This window comes from Sorangium sp. So ce321 (assembly GCF_051530195.1).
Classification (GTDB): Bacteria; Myxococcota_A; Polyangia; order Polyangiales; family Polyangiaceae; genus Sorangium.
In genome coordinates, this window is the sequence record NZ_CP150329.1 from 6,651,487 (window position 1) to 6,669,766 (window position 18,280).

The window sequence follows — 18,280 nt, forward strand, 5'->3', positions numbered from 1 at the left end:
ATGGACGCGGGCGCCGAGGAACACGTTGCGCGCGCGCCGGGCCCGCCCTCGGCGGACCCGGATCAACCCGCAGGGGCTGGCGCGGCGCGGACGCGGCGCGCCAGCAGCGCGCGCAGCTCGCGGAAGGAGACGGCGCGCAAGGCGAGGAGGAGGGCGACGTAGACGGCGGCGCCCACGGCGATCGACGCCCACATCCCGGCGAGGACGCGCGCGGCGTAGGCCGCGCTGGCCATCGCCGCCGTCGCGGCGAGGACCGCGACGATGCGGCCGAGCTCGACGAACTGGGCCCAGCGCGCGGTCATGCCCCACGACGCGAGCAGCGACCCCGCGCCGACGGCGAGCGTCGCGCACGCGGCGCCCAGCGCGCGGTAGCGCGGCAAGAGCAGCAGGTTCAGCGCGATCTTGGCGACGAGCGTCACGGCGAGCAGCTGCACCATGTCGACCTCGCGCTTCGCGGCGAGCAGCGGCAGCGTCACGACCTGGAACGCGAACATCACGGGGACGCCGCAGGCGAGGACCCGGAGGACCTCCGCCGCCGGCGCGTAGTCGCCCGCCGATCCGTAGACGAGCTGGATGATGTCCGGCGCGAGCAGGAAGAGGCCGGCGGCGATGGGTAGCCCGAAGAGCGCGGCGACGAGCATGCAGCCGCTGTAGAGGCGCCCGAACGCGTCGCGGTCCTCGGCGTAGAGGCGCATGCCCGCCGCGAACGCGGCGCCGAGCAGGACGTCGGGGAGCATCCGGAAGTTCTCGTTCAGCACCCAGGCGGCGCTGTAGACCCCGACGGCCTCCTCGTCGCAGAGGGCGCGGAGCATGATGCGGTCGGCCTGGAGGAGCGCGCCCGCGAGCGCGCCGAGCGCGCCGATGGGCAGGCTGCGCTTCGCGATCTGCCAGAGCGCGGCGGGGGGCGTCGCGAACTCCGGCCGGTAGAGGCGGGTGCGGAGGTAGTGCGCGGTGAGCCCGAGCTCCAGCACGTTGCCGAGCAGGAACGCCGCGGCCGCCGCGACGACGCCGAGGCCCAGGGCGAGCAAGGCCGTCGAGAGCCCGATGACGAACAGCCTCGCGCCGAGCTCCGCGTAGAGGATGAGCTCGAAGCGCTCGTGGGCCTCGAACGAGAGCCACATGGTCGAGTAGAGCAGCGTCGCGAGCTGGGACGCGGCGGCGAGCACGACGAGCTGCGCGCCGGTCCCCGAGCGGGTCGCGAGCACGACGGCCACGGTCGCGCCGAGCACCAGCGTCCCGGTCACGCCGCGGATCGAGAGCGCCGCGCCGAGGTGACGCGGCCCGAGCTCCGGCCGCACGGCGATCTCCCGGGCGAGGTACCCCCTCACCCCGACGCCGGCGAGGATCGTGACGATCCCCGCGATCGCGAGCGATGCCTGGAACTCGCCCCAGGCGACGACGCCCACCTTCCGCGCGAGGTAGCCGACGAACACGACGCCGAGGACGGCCATGATCGCCTGCTTGAGGAGCATCAGCGCCGCGTTCAGGGCGATGCGCCGGCCATCCTGCATGAACACCTCCGCGTGTCCCAATGGTGCGGGGCGGCGCGACCCACGTAGCGGGAGGGACCCGGATTCAGGCGTCGTGCGCGCCCAGAGCGCGTCCGTCTACCGCGGCGCATGGGGCCGCAGACGAGCGACGCGCGCGCCGACGCTGGCAAGGAGCCGCCGGGCGCGCCGACGAGCGACGCGCGCCCGGACGCTGGCAAGGAGCCGCCGGGCGCCGAACGCCCGCTCTCGAGCTCAGCTCACGAAGGCGTCGTGGAGGCGTCCAGGCAGGAGACGCTTCTCGGCCTCGCGGCATCCGATTGCAGAAGGACCGCCAGCGCAGGAGGGGGCCGGCGATCCTCGGAGCGGGACACGGGATTCGAACCCGCGACCCTCAGCTTGGGAAGCTGATGCTCTACCAACTGAGCTAGTCCCGCACGAGGTGGAGGAGCTTCTACCGAATCCTGAGCCGCAGAGCAACCCCTTCATTTCGTTTTCGACGCGGGCCCGCCGGTGGTCGTCGGTTGTCGAGCCGCAGCGGGGCGCCGGCGCTCAGCGACGCGCGCGGAACGCGGGCGCGCCGAGCACGTCCCCGGGCAGCGGCGCGCGCGCGCGGACCACGCTGTCGCACTCGCTGGTCGCCGCCGCGATCGCGCTGGTGATCTCGGCCGTGCGCGCGTCCGGCGGGATCCAGGGCAGCTTCTGCAGCGCGGGCCGGTCGGGCGGCAGCCAGCGCAGGCTCCTCGTCACGAGCACGACCGGGTGGTTGCTGTCCACGAGCTCGCTCGCGAGGCGCGCGCCGCCGACCGGAGCCGGCGGCAGATCGAGGCAGACGAGGCACGCGTCGAACCGCTCGGTCGCCGACGCGAGCAGGGCGTCGTCGATCGACGACGCGTCCACGATCTCGACGTTCTCCAGCGCGGCCTCGATCGCGCGGGCCAGCGGGTCGCAGGTCGCGGCTCGGGGGTCATGCGCGAGCAGGATCTTGAAGCTGCGCACCGAGCGCGGCCCCGGCCGGCGCGTCTCGACGACCTGCAGCCTCCCGGACGCCAGCGTCGCGCGCTCACGAGCGGCACGTCGAGCGGTCATGTACTCCCCTTCCCGGCCACTCGAAGGCGACCGTACTCCAGGCTAACACCCCTTGAGCTCAAACTGACCAACCTTTATATGAGGGCGCGCTTCTTTACCGGGACCGGGCGCCGAGCACGCTTCCCGGACGCGCTTCCGGGCACGCCGCGTCGCGGCATGCCGACATGGTTTTACGGAAACATCTACGAAGGACGGTCACGCATGAGTCGGTTTCTCATCTCCACTCCTTGCGAGTGCCAGGCAAGCCTCTCAGCCACCCTGGACGAGCACCGGCACGTCACCGCCGGGTGGGCCACCCGGACCCCCCGCGGCCGGTCGGCCTCCGGTGAGGCCGACAAGGAGCTCGCGCCGGCGCACAGCATCAACGCCCACCTCGACCGGTTCGACGTGGCGTGGCTGTGCCCCTACTGCGGGCGCAACACGCTCCGGACCTTCTATGCGGGTGCCATGAGGCGCCTGCCCGACGCCGAGCTGCCTCCCCCCGGCACGGCCTCCTCGCCCTGAGGCGCTCGCCGCACCTCGCGCTCCCCGGGCCGCGCGTCAAGCAGGCGCGGCTCCCGCGCGCCTGAGCCCGGGCGGGCGCCGCGCGTTCACCGCCGCGCGCGCCTCGCGCTCCGACATCTCGCGCGGCGAGCCGACCCGACCGGGCTCTCCCCTCCCCTCCTCGACGACCCCGCGGCCCGACGCCGCGCTGGAGCGCCGCGTCGACCACGCAGGCACAGGCGTCCAGGCGCGACCGACTCACGGCCTCTCAACCCGCGGCGCCGCGGACCGATTCCCACTCTCCTGACGTTCACCACAATCGCGCTCCGGAGCGCGATTCGATCTCCCGCTCAGCTGCCTTTTCCTGCCTGCGGGGTGCCCATCGTCCCGAAGACCCAGTCCCAGAGCGGGGACGACACGCCCCACCGCGCGCGCTCCCCCGTGTGGTGATGGACCATGTGATGGCGCTTGATCCACTTCCCCCAGCGCGAGGTCATGCGGAAGTGGTGAATGGCATAGTGTGTGCCGTCGTACGCGAGGTAGCCGAGGCCGAAGCCGACGAACAGCGGATCCGCCGGAACAGGGCCGAAGACGGCGCGGAACAGCGTGTAGAACACGACGCCGAGGGGGATGCTGGCGCCGAGCGGCATCACCAGCCGGTCGGCGTCCTGCGGGAAGTCATGGTGCACCCCGTGGAGCACAAAGTGCACCCGTCGCTGCCACAGGCGCGGGCCCACGTAGTGAAAGACGTATCGGTGCAGGACGTACTCGGCGAACGTCCACAGGAACAGGCCGACCAGCAGGAGCCCGAGCCCGTCCAGGAGGCTGACACCATTCAGAGCGGCGCGGACGCCCAGATAGCCGTAGACCGGGAGCCAGAAGGCGAACGGCACGATCGGGTGGATCCGAGAAAACCGCTCGATGAGCGGCGTCTCGAACATCTGGCACGTCGCAGGACGGGCGGTGCGCTCGGCGGGGGTGACGGTCATCGTGGACCCCTGCTACCTCATTTATCCATTGTCGGCCAGAGGTAGGCCGGCATCCAGCCGCCCGCTGGATGCCGGGAACTGGCCGAGATCCCGCCGCGTCGGCGCCCGGATCAGCGCTCGGGTCGGCGCTCGCCGCGTCCGCCCCGCGGCGGAGGCGCGGGCGCGGCGCGGTCACGTCGCATCTGCGCGCGTCAGCCCACGAAGGAGGCCTCGTAGAGGTGGCGGAGATCCTCGCGCGAGCACGGGCGGGGGTTGCACGAGTGGCACGCGTCCTGAACGGCGAGGTCCGCCAGCGCGTCGAGCTTGTTGAGCGGGACGCCCGCCTTCTCGAGGCCGGCCGCGAGCCCGATGCGGGTGCGCAGGCCGCGGATCGCGTCCGCGCACGCGGCGGCGTCCTCCTGCGCGCCGAGGAGGGCCGCGACGCGGGCGAGGCGCGGCCCCGCGGCGACGACGTTGAACTCGACGACAGGCGGGAGACAGAGCGCGTTGGCGAGGCCGTGGTGCAGCCCGCACTCGCTCGAGAGCGGGTGGGCGAGCGAGTGACACGCGCCGAGCCCCTTCTGGAACGCGACGGCGCCCATCATCGCCGCCTTCATCATGCCGCCGCGCGCCTCCAGGTCGTTGCCGTGCGTGACCGCGCGCTCGAGGTGCGCGGCCGCGAGGCGGATCCCCTCGAGCGCGATGCCGTCCGCCATCGGGTGATCGCCCTTCGAGACGTACGCCTCGACGCAGTGGGTGAGCGCGTCGAAGCCCGTCGCCGCGGTGAGGAAGGCCGGCATCGATCGCGTCAGCTCCGGGTCGAGCAGCGCGGCGTTCGCGAGCAGGTGCGGCGAGAAGATCACGGTCTTCCGGTGGTTCACGTCGAGCGTCACGACGCCCGACCGGCCGACCTCGCTGCCGGTCCCGGCCGTGGTCGGGATGGCGAGCATCGGCGGGACGTTGGGCGTGATGAAGCGATCGCCGCCCGTGGCGTCGTCGTAGTCGACGAGCGGCCGGTCGTGGTTCACGCCGAGGCGGACGAGCTTGCCGACGTCGAGCGGCGAGCCGCCCCCGAGGGCGATGACGATGTCGGCGCGCGCGGCGCGGAACGCGGCGACGCCGTCGTGCACGTTCTTCTCGATCGGGTTGCCGAGCACGTCGTCGAAGACGGCGACCTCGACGCCCTCTCGCTGCAGCGACGCGGCGACGGGCTCGAGCAGCCCCGAGCGGACGACGCCCTTGTCCGTGACGACGAGCGCCCTCGACGCGCCGAGCCGGCGCGCCTCGGCGCCGGTCTGCCCGACGACGCCGGCGCCGAAGAGGATGCGTGTAGGAAAGCTCCAAACCGTGAACTGGCTCATGATCACACCGCCTCGAAGTAGCGCTTCAGCTCCCAATCCGTGACCGCGCGCTCGTACTGCCGTACTTCCCAGTCGCGCGTCCTGACATAGTGCTCGACGAACCGCTCGCCGAGGATGTCCCGGGCCTTCTGGCTGCCCGCGAGCATCCGGGTCGCCTCCGCGAGCGTGCGCGGCAGCGACAGGCGCGAGGACTCCGTGGACGACGCGTCCCCGGAGGCCTGCGGCGGCGGCTCGACGCCGCTCTCGATGCCGTGGAGCCCCGCGGCCAGGCACGTCGCCATCGCGATGTACGGGTTGATGTCCGCGGCCGTCTGGCGGTACTCGACGCGCGCCGCGGGCGTCCCGATGCCGATGAGGCGGATCGCGGCCGTGCGGTTCTCGACGCCCCAGCTGGCGGTGAGCGGCGCCCAGACGCCGGGCACGTACCGCTTGTAGGCGTTGATCGTCGGCGAGTAGAGCGCCGTGAGCTCGGGCATGAGCGCGATCTGGCCGCCGACGTAGTGCCGCAGCGCGGCCGGGAGCCCGCCGGGCGCCGACGCGTCATCGAACACGTTGCGGCCGTCCTTCCAGAGGCTCTGGTGCAGGTGGCCGCTCGATCCGGGGAGGTCGGCGTTCCACTTCGCCATGAACGTCACCGAGAGGCCGTGCTCGTGGGCGATCTGCTTCATGGCGACCTTGAAGAGCGCGGCCTTGTCCGCGGCGCGCAGCACGTCGTCGTAGCGGATCGCCACCTCGTACACGCCCGGTCCTGTCTCGGTGTGCAGGCCCTCGATCTCGATGTCGAAGGCGCGCGACTGGTCGAGGATGGCCGCCATGAGCTTCTTGTTCTGCCCCTCGCGGACCCACGAGTAGCCGAACATGCCGGGGCTGATCGGCGTCAGGCCCGCGAAGCGCTTCTCGTGGAGCGAGCGCGGCGTCTCCTCGAAGAGGAAGAACTCGAACTCGCACGAGAACTTCGCCGAGTACCCCATGCTCTCGCCCTTCGCGATGACGCTCCGGAGCAGCGAGCGCGGGCACGCGGGGTGCGGGCCGCCGCGCTCGTCGCGGAAGTCGGCGAGCACCGCGGCGGTGTTCGGCTCCCAGGGGATGTCGCGCAGCGTGCTCGGATCGAGGACCGCGTGCGCGTCCGGGTAGCCGGTGTGCCAGCCGGTGACCTTGGCGTTGTCGTAGAGGACGTCGGCGATGTCCCAGCCGAAGATGACGTCGCAGAAGCCGAAGCCGCTCCCGAGGGCGCTCTTCAGCTTCTCGAGGGAGACGTACTTGCCGCGGAGGATCCCGTCGATGTCAAAGCCGCCGATCTTGGCGCGGGTGATGCCGCGCGCTTCCAGATCGGAGAGGAGCTTCTCGGAGGTCGAGGCGGTCATGGGCCGCGACGATAGCAGGGGAACGGGGCGGAATGGCAAGCACACGCAGGGGCCGTCGGGCCGCGCCGCCGCGCCTTCTCGTGGACGCTCGTCCGGGGCTCCTTCACGAGGAGGACGCGCGTCCAGCGTTCACTTCACCCTGACGCTCTGGATCGGGTAGCGCTCCGCGAGCGGCACGAGCGCGCGCTCGACGAGCTCGCGGACGCGCGCGTAGCGCTGGTGGTTCGTCGCGGCCGGGTTCCGCTTCGAGTCGACGACGCCGATGCGGATGTCCAGCGTGCGCGCGTCCTCGACGCCCCCGGTGACGAACGCGTCCGGGTGTACCTTGTCGAGCTCGACGTTGAGCTCGGCGGTGTCCGGCGCCGCGCCGGCGAAGGTGACCTCCAGCGCCTCGCCCAGCCCGTTCAGGACGGCGTTGAGGTTCTCCACCGGGAACGGCTGGCGCGCGAGCCACGCGACGACCTCGCGCCGCGCGCCGCGCAGCGCCACGCTGACGACGAGCGCGACAGCGACCGGCGCGAGCGCGAGGGCGCCGAGCGCGCGCGCGACCGAGGGGCTCGCGTCGCGGCCGAGCGCCCCGAGGAACGCGAGCAGGAAGACGCCCGAGGCGAGCGACACGAGCGGGGGATCGGTGAGCACGCCCCACCGCGAGGTCGACGCGTTCATCAGCCGGGTGAAGCGGGCCGACACGCTCTGATCGGCGCGCTGCTCCGCGAGGGCGCGCCCCTGGGTCACGTCAGGCATCTCCGGGATCTCCGAGCATGCGCCAGAAGAACAGGCCGACGCCGACGAGGAGCAGCACGCCGGCGACCCAGAACGCGCGCACCGGGCCGAAGCTCAGCGCCTCGCCCGAGCGCTTGATGATGAGGTCGGCCACGGTGAGCACGCACGCGAACACGATGCAGGCCACCGGCAGCGCGAGCTGCTGGAGGAGGGTCGGCCCGGCGAGCGGCTTCGGGTCCGCGGGGCGCGGCCGCACGTCCGCCGGCGGGCGCGCCGTCGGCCGGTACCTGGCCGACGGCATGTCCGACAGCGGGCGCACCGCCGCGGGCGCCATCGAGGTCGCGCGCGGCGCGACGCCGAGCGCCATCTCCATCGGCGGCGCGCTCTCCAGCATGCCGATGCCGCGCGCGCGCGTGCTCGGCGGGGCGCTCTCCATCCCGACGGCGCGGGGGAGCGGGCCCACGGGCGTCGCCTCCGCGAAGCTGGCGCGCTCGTCCCGCATCGCGCGGCCTCGCACGCTCCCGGGCGGGCTGTCGGAGACGAGCGCGCCCATGCCTCGACCCATCGCGCTCGGCGACGGCCCCTCGGGCAGATCCATCTCGAGCCCGGCCGAGTCCGGGGGCGGCGCTGGGCGCACGCTGCTCGCCGGGCCGTCCCGGCGGCCTCCCCTCGGTGAGCGCATCGAGGCCGGGGCCATGTCGAGGTCGATCTCCAGCGACCCGCCGTCGGCCGGCGCGTCGAGCCACACGTGCGCGGCGCGCTTGACCTGCGGGGCCGCGCGCATCGACGACGACGGCGGCGGCGGCACGGAGTACGCGTCCTCGTACGCGGCGGACCGACCGAACGTGGGCGCGAGCCCGATGGCCGCCTCGAGCTCGGACCAGAAGGTCTCGACGTCCCGCGTGCGGTCGCGCGGGCTCACCGCGAGGGCGCGCTCGAACACCGCGTCGACCTCCGGCGGGACGTTGGCGCCCTCGGTCCTCGGCGTGGGCCGGCGCTTCACGTCGAGCGCCGTCCCCATCATGGCCTGCGCCTCGCCCTCGATCACCTGCCGCCCGACCAGCGCCTCGACCATCGTGAGCGCCAGACCCCAGACGTCGGTCCAGGTTCCCGTCTGCCCGAACCGCTTCGGCGCCCACTGCTCCGGGGCGCCGTACGCCGGGGAGAACGCGTTCAGCGGATCGCCGTTCGTCACCCGGCCGACAGCCTGCTCGGCCAGCGTCTTCGCCTGCGCGATGCCGTAGTCGAGGATCCTGAGGCGCTCCGTGCCCTCCTGCGTCGTGATGAAGATGTTCTCGGGCTTGAGGTCGCGGTGGATGATCGACACCGTGCCCCCCGGGCTCGGGAAGCGGTGCGCGCGTGCGATCGCCTGCGCGATGGGGCGCATCATCTTCATCAGCTTGTGGAGCGGGATCGGCGGCTCCCCCTTGAGCCTCCGCCGGTCGATGACCTTGTCGAGCGACTCGCCCTCCAGCCACTCGAGGGCCAGGAAGGGGACGAACTCCCCCCGCTTCAGGTGCAGCACGTCGACGTGGAGCGGGCGGACGACCTCCGGGATCGACGCCGAGAGCCGGAAGAGCAGCTGGGCCTCCTCGCGGAACTTCTCGAGGAAGAGCTGGCGCTCGCGCGGGGTCTTCGCCTCGGACACCTTCAGGCACTTCAAGGCGACAGGCGCGCGGAACCCGGCGTGGAGCGCGCGGTACACCACGCCGAACCCCCCTTCCGCGACCACCTGCTCGACGTGGAAATTACCCGCCTGCGTGGTCCCGACGATGCCGAAGACGTCGTCTGCCATGCTCCCTGAGCCATAGCGCACGGGGCCGCTGGACCGAAGGGCGAAACCGAAGTTTCCTCTTCGATTGTGCCAGCGTCACAGCGCGCGGGGGGCGCCGAGGTGACCAGATGAGCGTGAAGGGAAGGACGGAGGGCGGAGAAGCGAGCGAGGCGGGCGGCTGCGCGTGACGCGGACGGGTTCGCGGGCGTGGCCGCGCGGACCGGCGGCCGGCGGAGGCGCCGGCTCAGCTCCCCAGGTGCGAGGAGGCGTCGCGGCGGGACTTGTCTTCCTCCTGGAGGATCGAGAAGACCAGCCCGGCGCCGATGATCGGGAGGAGCCAGACGAGCTGCGCCTGCCACACCTTCTGCTTGGGCTCGTAGACGCGGCTTCGAAAGACGCGAACGGTGACGTAGATCTGAAAAGCAACGACCGCCGCAAGCGCGGTGCCGACGAGGATATCGAAGGGCGTCATGGCTGGGTGCGGACCAGCCTAGCCATGAAGGGCTCTCCCGCAAGCAGCCGGAGGTCGCCGTGGTACGTTCGTCCGGCCGGGCCGGACCGACGCGGGGTCGCCCGGGGACCGGTCGGCCCGGGCCACAGGCTGTGCGGAGCGCGAACGTCGGGGTGTTGCAGGGTCTCCATGGATGCCGAGCTGCCCGTGATCGCCGTCCGGCGGGCGCCTGGTCGTATCCCAGCCGCCGCCGAGCGCCTCTCGGCGGCGTCATGGAGTGAGACAACTTACATTATTTGCCGCACGGCGGCCTCTCGCCGCAGTCCAACTTGCGCCGAGCGCCTCTCGGCGGCGCCTCTACGTAAGGCAACTTACATTATTTGCCGCACGGCAGCCCCTCGCCGCATTCCAGCTTGCGCCGAGCGCCTCTCGGCGGCGTCATGAAGTAAGTTAATTTACATAATTTGCCGCACGGCGGCCTCTCGCCGCAGTCCAACTTGCGCCGAGCGCCTCTCGGCGGCCCACTGGAGTAATGCACCTCACATCCTTTACCTCTCGGCGGCCCCTCGCGGCATTCAGACTGGCGCCGAGCACCTTCCAACAGCGTATCGAAGTAACACTACTTACATTCTTAGCCGCACGACGGGCCCTCCCGGCGTTCGGACTGGCGCCGAGCGTCTCCCGGTGACCTCTTGGAGCAAGACAATTTACCGCCATCGCAGCTCGGCCGCGTCTCGCCGCATTCCAACTCGCGCCGAGCGCAGCTACGGCTCGTTGCCTGACGCAGCCCCGAGACGTGGAGATTCACGACGGCGGTGACAACGGCCCATTCTGTACGTCGGACTGCACGGTGCCCCGGGGGCGAGCGCCGAGGACCCTAGACACGAACGCGCGAGACACGAACGCGAAGGATTATCGGTCCGCTCCTGACCCCGCCCGCGCTCACGCCGCAGCCCGCCCGGCCACAGGCATCGGGCTGCGTCACGCGGCGCCGCGACCGGCGCAAGGGGCCCCAACCAGGGATCACGCGCGAGCGGTGACGGGACGCTCTGCCGCGGGCCCCGCCACCTGCTCCGTCTGGTGGCGCCCGGATCATGGACCTTGAACGCCCGATGGCGCATCCTGCGTGAATGCAAGCGCTCAAGATCCAGGTGGTCGTGGACGACACCGTAGTCCGCGCCCTGCCCGCTCTCTCGCCGCTCCGCGGGCAGCGCGTCGAGCTCATCGCGCTCGGCGAGGCGCAGCCGCCTGCTCGTATCGCACCGGTCGCAGGCGGGTTGCTGGGGCAAATCGAGATCAAAGAAGATTTCGACGCACCACTCCCTGACGACGTCCGGCGCGCGTTCGAGGGAGACGGAGCTTGAAGTGGCTGCTCGACACGCACGTCGCGATCTGGTTTGCCGCCGATCCCGGACGCTTGCGACAAGAGGTCATCGATGCAGTCCAGGACCCCGGAGCGCAGGTACTGATCTCGGTCGCTTCCTGGTGGGAGCTCGCGATCAAGCACTCGATCGGACGCCTGCAAGGCAGTCTGCCGCCGGAACAGCTCCGGGCTTGGTGGCTTGGCTATCCGACGGTGAGGGAACTGGCCATCGAAGCAGCGCACGTCTGGACGGCGGCTTCCTACCCGCTGCACCATCGCGATCCGTTCGATCGCATGCTGCTCGCGCAAGCTCAGCTGGAGGACGCAACGCTCATCACTGCCGATGATACGCTGCGTGCCTACCAGGCGCCCCTCCTCTGGGCGTGCCGATGATCGGCTCGATGCTGCGCCGCGCCTCCTACGGGCGGAACAACGCGCTGTCGCAGAGTGTCCCGCCCAGGCGCACGTGGCAGCCGCGAAGACCACGCGAGCGCTCTCCAGAGCGCAGCGCTCTCCCAGACGCTTGACAGCCGAAGAGCCACCGATACCTGCTACCGCACGCAGCAGCGCAGGCGGTGAGGTGATCCATGGGGTCTCCGGTCATCGAGCTGGTCAGCTTCCTCGAGGTGTTCCGCGGGCGCGGAGCGCGGTCGAAGATCCCGACCCCGCCCGAGGTCCCGATGAGAAATCCCGGGCGGAAGCTCGGTCGACGTCGTACTAGAGTGCGCCCGTGCCTCGACCTCGACCCGGCCTCCGCGCCCGGCGCACCTCGACGCCGGCCCCTCCTGGTCCCCGCCGCGGCCGCGCCCTGCTCGCGGGCGCCGCGCTCGCAGGCGCCGCGGCGTGGATCGCGGCGGCGTGCTCCACGCCGTCGTCCGGGGTCGACGGCGGCGATCTGCTCGGCGTCTTCGAGCGGGACGCCGGCGCCGGCGCAGCCGCGCCCGACGGCGGACAACCTCGGCCCGCCACGGGTCGACAGGACGCCGGCGCTCGCGCAGCCAGCGCGGCCGCCTCGCAGCCGGCGAAGCCGCCCGAGGCGCGCCCGCCCAGCGAGGGGAGCTGCGTCGCGGAGCAGGGGCGGCCCGGCAGAGAGCTCCGCAAGACGCTCGGCCGGCCGCCCTGCCGCGGCGCCCAGGTGCTCGAGGCGCGCGACGCCGAGGGGTCGCCCCGCTACGCCTGCGTGATCGCGCCGAGCGGCGTGGAGACGCGCGCGCCGCTGCCGCTCATCGTCTTCTTCCACGCCGACGGCGACGACCCGACCAGCGTCGACAAGGAGACCGGCCTGCGGAAGCTCGGCGCGACGTGGAACCTCACCGGCGACCCCGCGCACGCCGGCTTCATCGTGCTCGCGCCCCAGGGCCGCGCCTTCAAGACCCCGACCCAGGCCGAGCGCGAGCGCGGCACGAAGACCTACACGGCGGTCGCGCCGTTCGACGCCGAGTTCACCGGCGACGGCAACGTCGACGTCACGACCGTCGACGCGTTCGTCGACCAGCTGCTCCAGCAGAAGCTCGTCGACCGGCGGCGCATCTACGCGCTCGGCGCTTCCTACGGCGGCCACATGGCAGCGACCTACGCGATGATGCGCGCGGACCGCGTCGCCGCCTTCGCGACCTTCGGCAGCGACGCCCCGCCGGCCAGCTGGGCGTGCCCCGGCCCTCCCCCGCCCGCGATGGCGATGTACCGCGCCTGCGACGACGTGTTCCCGTGTGAGTCCGTCGAGCGGTGGCTGCGCGCGCGCGACACGCTCTCCGCGCACACCTCGTTCCTGCGCCTCGACGAGGCGAACCGGGACGAGCCCCACTGCGCCCTGAGGAACCGCTGCTCCGCCAAGAAGGGCGCGATCAACCACGCGCGCTGGCCGAAGTCGCGCGAGGCCGATCTGCTCCGCTTCTTCGCGGGGCACACCCTGGCCGTCGGCGCCGACGCCGCCAGCACGACGGCTGAGACCGGTGAACGCACACCCAACCCGCGCTGAAGAACGCTGACGTCAGAAGCGCACGCTCACGCTGCTCAACACACGTCGTCGCCGGGCTTCGTTGCACGTCCACACCGCAACCGTCGCGTCGCAGCGTTGAGCGCACCCGTCGTGTTGTCGTAGTGTTGCTCCCCGATGTCCTCTCAGGTCCAGACCATCCTCACCCCGCTGCCCGTCGGCATGTCCATCCCCGCCGGCACGCTCCGCGCCGAGATGGATTCGCGCCGCGCGACCGGTCGTCGCTTCGATATCCGCGAGGCCATCGGCCTCGTCGTGCCGCTCTGCACGCAGCTCCACGAGCTGCACGCGCAGGGGCGGAAGATGTTCGTGCACCCCTCGAGCCTCGGCTACGGCGCGGGCCGCGCGCTCCAGCTCATCGAGGAGCTCGCGCACGCCGCCCCGCTCCTGCCGCGCGATCGCGCCTGCCTCGCGCCCGAGGAGCGCAAGGGCAGCGAGGGCGACGCGCGCGGGAGCGTCTTCGCGATCGGGGCCATCCTCTACGAGCTGCTCACGAACAGCAGCGTCGGCCCGGGGATGCGGCGGCCGGCGGACGTGGTCCCCGACATGCCGCCCGCGCTGGAGACGGTGCTCGGTAAGTCGCTCGTCGCCGACCCGAAGCACCGCCCGGCGGACCTCGCCGCCCTGGCGCAGGCGCTCTACCAGATCGTCCCGACCGCCTCGGAGCAGCCGCCGAGCGCCGACACGTCGCACCTGGACGGCGACGGCGACTTCGAGGTCGACATCAACCTCTCGATGATGCCCCCGAACGGCCACCAGGAGGAGGCGCGCGTCCCGTCGGCGCCGTCGCTGCCGAAGATCCAGGCGGTGACCGGCGACGGGCCGTTCGCGGTCGCCATCCCGGTGAACCAGCCGCAGCGGCTGCGCGGCGACGATCCGACCCGCAAGCTCGCGGACCTCAAGGCCGCGCTCGAGTCCGATCCGCGGCCACGGTACGTCGTCATCAAGGACGGCATGGACCACGGGCCGTTCTCCTCCGTGGAGCTGCTCCAGCAGATCGCGTCCGGCTCGTTCACGGGCGTCGAGGTGCTGCGCGACACGTTCTCCGGGGAGGAGCGCGCCATCCAGGACTGGGAGGAGTTCGCCCCGTTCGCAGAGCAGGCGAAGCTGAACCGCGACATCGTGCAGGAGAAGCGCGCGCTCGACGCGGTGGTCTCCGCCGAGAAGCAGGGCACGCAGTACAAGGCGCTGCTCGGGATGGCGCTGATGGGCGTCATCCTCGCCGCGGGCGCGGGCTGGTGGTACCGCGAGCGCAGCCACAAGAAGGAGCGGGAGCTCGCGGTGCAGGGCGCGACCGACCGCGTCGCGATCGAGGTCGACGCCGGCCTCGGCAGCGCCAAGGCGGCGCGCGCTGGCGGGGCGCGTCCGAGCGGGGGCGGCAGCTACCCGACGCTCGGCGGCGGCCTGAGCTGTGAGGCGGCCCAGGCGCGCTATGTCGAGGAGTACAAGCTCGGCAACAACGGTCCGGCCGACCTCACGGCCGGCGCCTACGGCAACGTGCTGAACCGCGGCTCGTACCTGAACGCGTGCGGCGTGCCGTCGAACATGGAGGTGAACGTCTGCGCGGCCGTGCAGAACGGCCGCGCCGTCGGGGTCACCGTCACGACGAGCCCGTCGAACCCAGGCATCGCGTCGTGCATCTCCGGGCAGATCCGCGGGATGTCGTTCCCGTCGCACCCGCGGCTCGACGTCGCCCGGACGACGTTCAAGTAAAGCGGAGCCATGTCACGGGGGCGCGCGCCCCCTCCCCGGCGACCGTGTCCACGCGACCGATGATCCAGATCGAGCAGCTGACGAAGAGCTTCGGGGGGATGCCCGTCCTCCGGGGCGTGGACCTCGACGTGCCGGCGGGCTGCCTCTACGGGCTCATCGGGCCGGGCGCCTCGGGCAAGAGCGTGCTGCTCAAGATGATCACCGGGCTCCTGCGGCCGGACCGCGGGCGCGTGGTCGTCGACGGGAAGGACGTGCACGCGCTCAGCGACATCGAGCTCCAGACGTTCCGCCTCCGGTTCGGGATGCTGTTCCAGAACAACGCGCTGTTCGACTACATGACCGTGGGGGAGAACATCGCGTTCCCGCTGCGGCGCCTCTACGACCTGAGTGAGGAGGAGATCGAGGAGCGCGTCGCGGAGCGGCTCCGCGTCGTGTCGCTTTCGGGCTTCGAGGACCGGACGCCGGCGGGGCTGTCCGGCGGCCAGAAGAAGCGCGTCGGCGTCGCCCGCGCCACGATCGCGCGCGGCGAGATCGTCCTCTACGACGAGCCCGCGGCCGGCCTCGACCCGGTGACGTCGCAGCGCATCTTCGATCTGCTCCGCGCCGAGCAGCGGGCGATGAACGCGACCGTGGTGATGGTCTCGAGCGACCTCGATCGGCTGCTCACGGTCACGGACCGGGTCGGGATGCTCTACAGAGGCCGGCTCATCTTCGACGGCACCACCGAGGAGGCCAAGGCGAGCGACGATCCGCGCGTGAAGCAGTTCGTCCACGGGCTCACCGAAGGACCGCTCTGAGCGGCCCTTGGCTGCGCTTCGGACAGCCACCCGGCGCAACCGGCGCAACCGGTGAAAGAAGACTGCCGGGGATGCCAGAGGAGAGCCCCTGAGGCTTCATGGCGTCCTGTGCTCCCGCTGCCATGGCGGGCTTCGTCCATCATCGCTTGACGGGTTCGAGGCGACTCATGCGCTCGCGGCGTGAGGTCACAGCGAAGCCGGCGCGACGGGGCCCTCGCCCGTGAAGTGGAACCACTGCGTCGGGTGAGCCCGGAGGAAGCGCTCCATCGCGCCCATCATCGCCGCGGCCGCCCTGTCCCGCTCCTCCTCGGTCGCGCGGCGGGGGACCCAGATCGCCGGCGAGACGACGGCCTCGTATTCGAGGAAGCCGAGGCGGTGCGTGAACACCGGCAGGATCGGCGCGCCGCTGATCGCGGCGAGCGCGATCGGCCCCTCCGGCGCGCGCCAGCGGGCGCCGAGGAACGCGACCTCGCGGCTGCGCATCCCGGGCGGCACGCGGTCGATCTGCATCGCGACGACGCCGCCGCGCCGCAGGTGGTTGAGCAGCGGCAGCGCGTCCAGCGGCCCGTCGCCGATGTGGACCACCTGCACGCCGGCGCGCTGCCGCGCGGCGTCCTGGATGGCGCGCGCCTCGGCGTCCCGCTCCCGCTGCATCGCCAGCATGACGCCCTCCGGGTGCACCACGCCGAGGATCTGACCGGCGATGTCCCAGCCGCCCGTGTGCGCCGTGACGATGAGCACCCCCCGGCCGGCCGCGGCGCACGCGCGGTAGTGCTCGACGCCCCGGGAGCGCCTCGCCACCGTGTAACCGCGGCCGCTCGCGAGCAGGAGCGCCTCGGTGATGCAGCTTCCGTAGGTGGCGAACACCGCGGCGCTGTCGAGCATGTCGGCGACGCGCGACCGCGGCCCGCGCACCCGGCGGAGGTTCTGCTCGACCCGCCGGCGCAGCTCGGGGAGCACGGCCGCGAAGAACACGCCGAAGGCGGGAGGGCTGTGGCGCACCCAGGGCTCCGGCCCGCGCGTGACGCCCGCGGCGAGGGCGCGACGCCAGAGGGCCGAGTCATATCGCAGTCCGGAGAGGAGCGCGCCGAGCGTGCCAGGCATGAGGCAGCTTATCTAGCGCAAACATAACGGCCGAGGGAGAGGCATCGACCGGAGAGTCGCGGCGCCGCGGACAGCCTCGCCGAGGGCTCGCCGTGCTCCGGCGCGCGCCGCCGGATCGCGGGACGACGCGGGACGACGCGGGACGACGCGGGACGACGCGGGAGCGCGCCGGTCCGCCGGTCGAGCGGCCGTTCCAGGCATCGGCGCGCGGCGCCGGCCTCGATTGCCCTCCTCGGCTCGTCCAAGGCGCTCTCGCGAGGAGCCCAGTTCATCCCCACGGGAACGAATGGCCCTCTCCAGGCGGCGCCTTACCGACAAAACAGGTTCTTGGTGGGCGAAGTGTTTTGATACAAGGCACGTTGGCAAGGGGGGCTTTCAACATGAATATCCTGCTCGTCGATGATCAGCACGTCGTACGGGAGGCGCTGGCGCACGCGCTCGGGTCGCAGCCAGGGGTGGGCGAGGTCGTTCAGGCCGGAAGCGGGCGCGAGGCGCTCCGGGCGCAGGAGCTCCGCCGCTGTGAGGTGGCGGTCATCGAGCTCTGCCTCGCGGACCGCAGCGGCATCGAGCTCATCCGGGAGCTCAAGGAGATCTCGGAGCTCCGCATCGTGGTGCTCTCGATGCACAGGGACGAGTTCCGGGTCGCCGAGGCGATGCGGGCCGGCGCGGATGGATACCTGTCCAAGCAGAGCCGGCTCGCCGACCTCGTGGAGGCGCTGCGCACCGTCGTCCGGGGGCGAACGGCCGTGTCGCCGGACGTGAGCGCGGCGATGGTGCGCGCGCTCCAGCGGCGCGACGCGGCCGCGCGCGGCGACATGGTGGCGTCGCTGAGCGACAGGGAGCGGCAGGTGCTCCGCCTGCTCGCGATGGGCCGCTCGGCCAAGGAGGTCGCCGCGCAGCTCTCGATCAGCGTGAAGACCGTCGAGACCCACCGGGCGCGCCTCTGCGCGAAGGTGGCGACGCACAGCGTGGCCGACCTGACCCGCCTCGCGGTGCGCTCGGGCCTCGTCGAGGCCTAGGCTCGCCCGACATCGCCTCGCCGAGCGACCGCCCGGCGCGCCGCGGGCGCTCGCTCAGGCCGCGCCCGGCGCGGCGCGGCGGCTGCTCACGCCGCGGCGGTCGCCGCCCGCGGCGCGGCCCGCAGCGCCGGCAGCGTCTTGCCGATCAGCGACGAGCCGACCGCGAACCCCGAGAGCGTGAGTCGCATCCGGAGCACGTCCAGCATCCCCTGGCGGTGGAGCACGGTGAGCGTGCTGCGGACATCCTTGCGTCGAACACGCAGCTTCTCGACGAGCGTCTCGAGGGTCTCGACGCGTCCTTCACGCTGGGCAATGGCGAGCGCCTGCAGGAGAGTTGCGGCTACAATTTTCTTGTCCATGAGAGCACCCTAGGAAGGGCGCACTCGAAGTGCCCAGTTTTCGGTGACGATTTTTTGTGCATGGAGGTCACTCGCCCATGGGACGACGGGCCCCCCGTACTCTGTTCATCCTGCGCCTGATACCCACCTACGTGCCCACGCGGAGCGCATGGGCACCGTGTGTCCGCGCTGTCGCCATCTGCGGCGATTCCTGCTGGAAATGCGCTCTCGACGGGACGCGAGCACCCCG

Annotated in this window: 17 protein-coding genes and 1 tRNA gene; 7 read left to right on the forward strand and 11 right to left on the reverse strand. The window is 72.0% G+C overall.

Going from position 1 to position 18,280, the window contains the following annotated elements:
• Nucleotides 1-62: 62 nt before the first annotated feature.
• From WME89_RS24585 to WME89_RS24595, 3 genes are all read right to left on the reverse strand, one after another.
• On the reverse strand, nucleotides 63-1,511 hold the full coding sequence (locus tag WME89_RS24585; RefSeq protein ID WP_438011522.1) for an oligosaccharide flippase family protein: 1,449 nt from the start codon (nucleotides 1,509-1,511) through the stop codon (nucleotides 63-65).
• A gap of 340 nt (nucleotides 1,512-1,851) precedes the next feature.
• A tRNA-Gly gene (locus WME89_RS24590) sits at nucleotides 1,852-1,924 on the reverse strand.
• Nucleotides 1,925-2,039: 115 nt separating this feature from the next.
• Complete coding sequence (locus WME89_RS24595; protein ID WP_438011523.1) at nucleotides 2,040-2,576, reverse strand: hypothetical protein; 537 nt, start codon at nucleotides 2,574-2,576, stop codon at nucleotides 2,040-2,042.
• A gap of 201 nt (nucleotides 2,577-2,777) precedes the next feature.
• On the opposite strand from WME89_RS24595, the gene WME89_RS24600 reads away from it, so the two are divergent.
• Nucleotides 2,778-3,080: a hypothetical protein gene (locus WME89_RS24600; protein WP_438011524.1), complete on the forward strand. Its 303-nt coding sequence runs from the start codon at nucleotides 2,778-2,780 to the stop codon at nucleotides 3,078-3,080.
• Between the two features lie 329 nt (nucleotides 3,081-3,409).
• On the opposite strand, the gene WME89_RS24605 is transcribed toward WME89_RS24600, so the two are convergent.
• The 6 genes from WME89_RS24605 to WME89_RS24630 all read right to left on the reverse strand — a co-directional run bounded on the left by WME89_RS24605 (nucleotide 3,410) and on the right by WME89_RS24630 (nucleotide 9,721).
• Entirely contained in the window at nucleotides 3,410-4,048 is a 639-nt protein-coding gene (locus WME89_RS24605; protein ID WP_437663734.1) for a sterol desaturase family protein, read from the reverse strand.
• A gap of 191 nt (nucleotides 4,049-4,239) precedes the next feature.
• A complete protein-coding gene (locus WME89_RS24610; protein ID WP_438011525.1) occupies nucleotides 4,240-5,394 on the reverse strand; it encodes an iron-containing alcohol dehydrogenase in 1,155 nt (384 codons plus the stop codon).
• Nucleotides 5,391-6,752 carry a glutamine synthetase family protein gene (locus tag WME89_RS24615; protein WP_437627674.1) on the reverse strand — a complete coding sequence of 454 codons (1,362 nt, stop codon included), beginning with the start codon at nucleotides 6,750-6,752 and terminating at the stop codon, nucleotides 5,391-5,393. The genes WME89_RS24610 and WME89_RS24615 overlap by 4 nt, the downstream gene beginning before the upstream one ends.
• A gap of 129 nt (nucleotides 6,753-6,881) precedes the next feature.
• A complete protein-coding gene (locus WME89_RS24620; RefSeq protein WP_438011526.1) occupies nucleotides 6,882-7,496 on the reverse strand; it encodes a hypothetical protein in 615 nt (204 codons plus the stop codon).
• The gene (locus WME89_RS24625; RefSeq protein WP_438011527.1) at nucleotides 7,489-9,270 is read right to left on the reverse strand and encodes a serine/threonine protein kinase; all 1,782 of its coding nucleotides are present in this window, start codon (nucleotides 9,268-9,270) and stop codon (nucleotides 7,489-7,491) included. Before WME89_RS24625 ends, WME89_RS24620 begins: the two co-directional genes overlap by 8 nt.
• A gap of 223 nt (nucleotides 9,271-9,493) precedes the next feature.
• A complete protein-coding gene (locus WME89_RS24630; protein ID WP_437627677.1) occupies nucleotides 9,494-9,721 on the reverse strand; it encodes a hypothetical protein in 228 nt (75 codons plus the stop codon).
• A gap of 1,109 nt (nucleotides 9,722-10,830) precedes the next feature.
• Between WME89_RS24630 and WME89_RS24635 the strand changes: the two genes are divergently transcribed.
• The 5 genes from WME89_RS24635 to WME89_RS24655 all read left to right on the forward strand — a co-directional run bounded on the left by WME89_RS24635 (nucleotide 10,831) and on the right by WME89_RS24655 (nucleotide 15,569).
• On the forward strand, nucleotides 10,831-11,064 hold the full coding sequence (locus WME89_RS24635) for a hypothetical protein (protein WP_438011528.1): 234 nt from the start codon (nucleotides 10,831-10,833) through the stop codon (nucleotides 11,062-11,064).
• On the forward strand, nucleotides 11,061-11,456 hold the full coding sequence (locus tag WME89_RS24640; protein ID WP_438011529.1) for a type II toxin-antitoxin system VapC family toxin: 396 nt from the start codon (nucleotides 11,061-11,063) through the stop codon (nucleotides 11,454-11,456). The genes WME89_RS24635 and WME89_RS24640 overlap by 4 nt, the downstream gene beginning before the upstream one ends.
• Before the next feature lie 337 nt (nucleotides 11,457-11,793).
• Nucleotides 11,794-13,041: a prolyl oligopeptidase family serine peptidase gene (locus tag WME89_RS24645; RefSeq protein WP_438011530.1), complete on the forward strand. Its 1,248-nt coding sequence runs from the start codon at nucleotides 11,794-11,796 to the stop codon at nucleotides 13,039-13,041.
• 135 nt (nucleotides 13,042-13,176) lie between these two features.
• Nucleotides 13,177-14,772, forward strand: coding sequence for a hypothetical protein (locus tag WME89_RS24650; protein WP_438011531.1), 1,596 nt, complete (start codon nucleotides 13,177-13,179; stop codon nucleotides 14,770-14,772).
• Between the two features lie 59 nt (nucleotides 14,773-14,831).
• Nucleotides 14,832-15,569, forward strand: a complete 738-nt coding sequence (locus tag WME89_RS24655) for an ABC transporter ATP-binding protein (RefSeq protein ID WP_437663720.1) — start codon at nucleotides 14,832-14,834, stop codon at nucleotides 15,567-15,569.
• 186 nt (nucleotides 15,570-15,755) lie between these two features.
• Here WME89_RS24655 and WME89_RS24660 read toward each other — a convergent pair whose 3' ends face one another.
• Nucleotides 15,756-16,673, reverse strand: a complete 918-nt coding sequence (locus tag WME89_RS24660) for a lysophospholipid acyltransferase family protein (protein ID WP_437627683.1) — start codon at nucleotides 16,671-16,673, stop codon at nucleotides 15,756-15,758.
• Nucleotides 16,674-17,053: 380 nt separating this feature from the next.
• On the opposite strand from WME89_RS24660, the gene WME89_RS24665 reads away from it, so the two are divergent.
• Complete coding sequence (locus tag WME89_RS24665; protein ID WP_437663716.1) at nucleotides 17,054-17,692, forward strand: response regulator transcription factor; 639 nt, start codon at nucleotides 17,054-17,056, stop codon at nucleotides 17,690-17,692.
• An 86-nt stretch (nucleotides 17,693-17,778) separates the two neighbouring features.
• Here the strand turns inward: WME89_RS24665 and WME89_RS24670 are convergent, their stop codons facing one another.
• Nucleotides 17,779-18,051 carry a hypothetical protein gene (locus tag WME89_RS24670; RefSeq protein WP_438011532.1) on the reverse strand — a complete coding sequence of 91 codons (273 nt, stop codon included), beginning with the start codon at nucleotides 18,049-18,051 and terminating at the stop codon, nucleotides 17,779-17,781.
• Between the last annotated feature and the right edge of the window lie 229 nt (nucleotides 18,052-18,280).

Coding starts and splice junctions, on each gene's coding strand:
- WME89_RS24585 (WP_438011522.1), bottom strand. CDS start 1,511: ATGCAGGATGGCCGGCGCATCGCCCTGAACGCGGCGCTGATGCTCCTC.
- WME89_RS24595 (WP_438011523.1), bottom strand. CDS start 2,576: ATGACCGCTCGACGTGCCGCTCGTGAGCGCGCGACGCTGGCGTCCGGG.
- WME89_RS24600 (WP_438011524.1), top strand. CDS start 2,778: ATGAGTCGGTTTCTCATCTCCACTCCTTGCGAGTGCCAGGCAAGCCTC.
- WME89_RS24605 (WP_437663734.1), bottom strand. CDS start 4,048: ATGACCGTCACCCCCGCCGAGCGCACCGCCCGTCCTGCGACGTGCCAG.
- WME89_RS24615 (WP_437627674.1), bottom strand. CDS start 6,752: ATGACCGCCTCGACCTCCGAGAAGCTCCTCTCCGATCTGGAAGCGCGC.
- WME89_RS24620 (WP_438011526.1), bottom strand. CDS start 7,496: ATGCCTGACGTGACCCAGGGGCGCGCCCTCGCGGAGCAGCGCGCCGAT.
- WME89_RS24625 (WP_438011527.1), bottom strand. CDS start 9,270: ATGGCAGACGACGTCTTCGGCATCGTCGGGACCACGCAGGCGGGTAAT.
- WME89_RS24630 (WP_437627677.1), bottom strand. CDS start 9,721: ATGACGCCCTTCGATATCCTCGTCGGCACCGCGCTTGCGGCGGTCGTT.
- WME89_RS24635 (WP_438011528.1), top strand. CDS start 10,831: ATGCAAGCGCTCAAGATCCAGGTGGTCGTGGACGACACCGTAGTCCGC.
- WME89_RS24650 (WP_438011531.1), top strand. CDS start 13,177: ATGTCCTCTCAGGTCCAGACCATCCTCACCCCGCTGCCCGTCGGCATG.
- WME89_RS24655 (WP_437663720.1), top strand. CDS start 14,832: ATGATCCAGATCGAGCAGCTGACGAAGAGCTTCGGGGGGATGCCCGTC.
- WME89_RS24660 (WP_437627683.1), bottom strand. CDS start 16,673: ATGCCTGGCACGCTCGGCGCGCTCCTCTCCGGACTGCGATATGACTCG.
- WME89_RS24665 (WP_437663716.1), top strand. CDS start 17,054: ATGAATATCCTGCTCGTCGATGATCAGCACGTCGTACGGGAGGCGCTG.
- WME89_RS24670 (WP_438011532.1), bottom strand. CDS start 18,051: ATGGACAAGAAAATTGTAGCCGCAACTCTCCTGCAGGCGCTCGCCATT.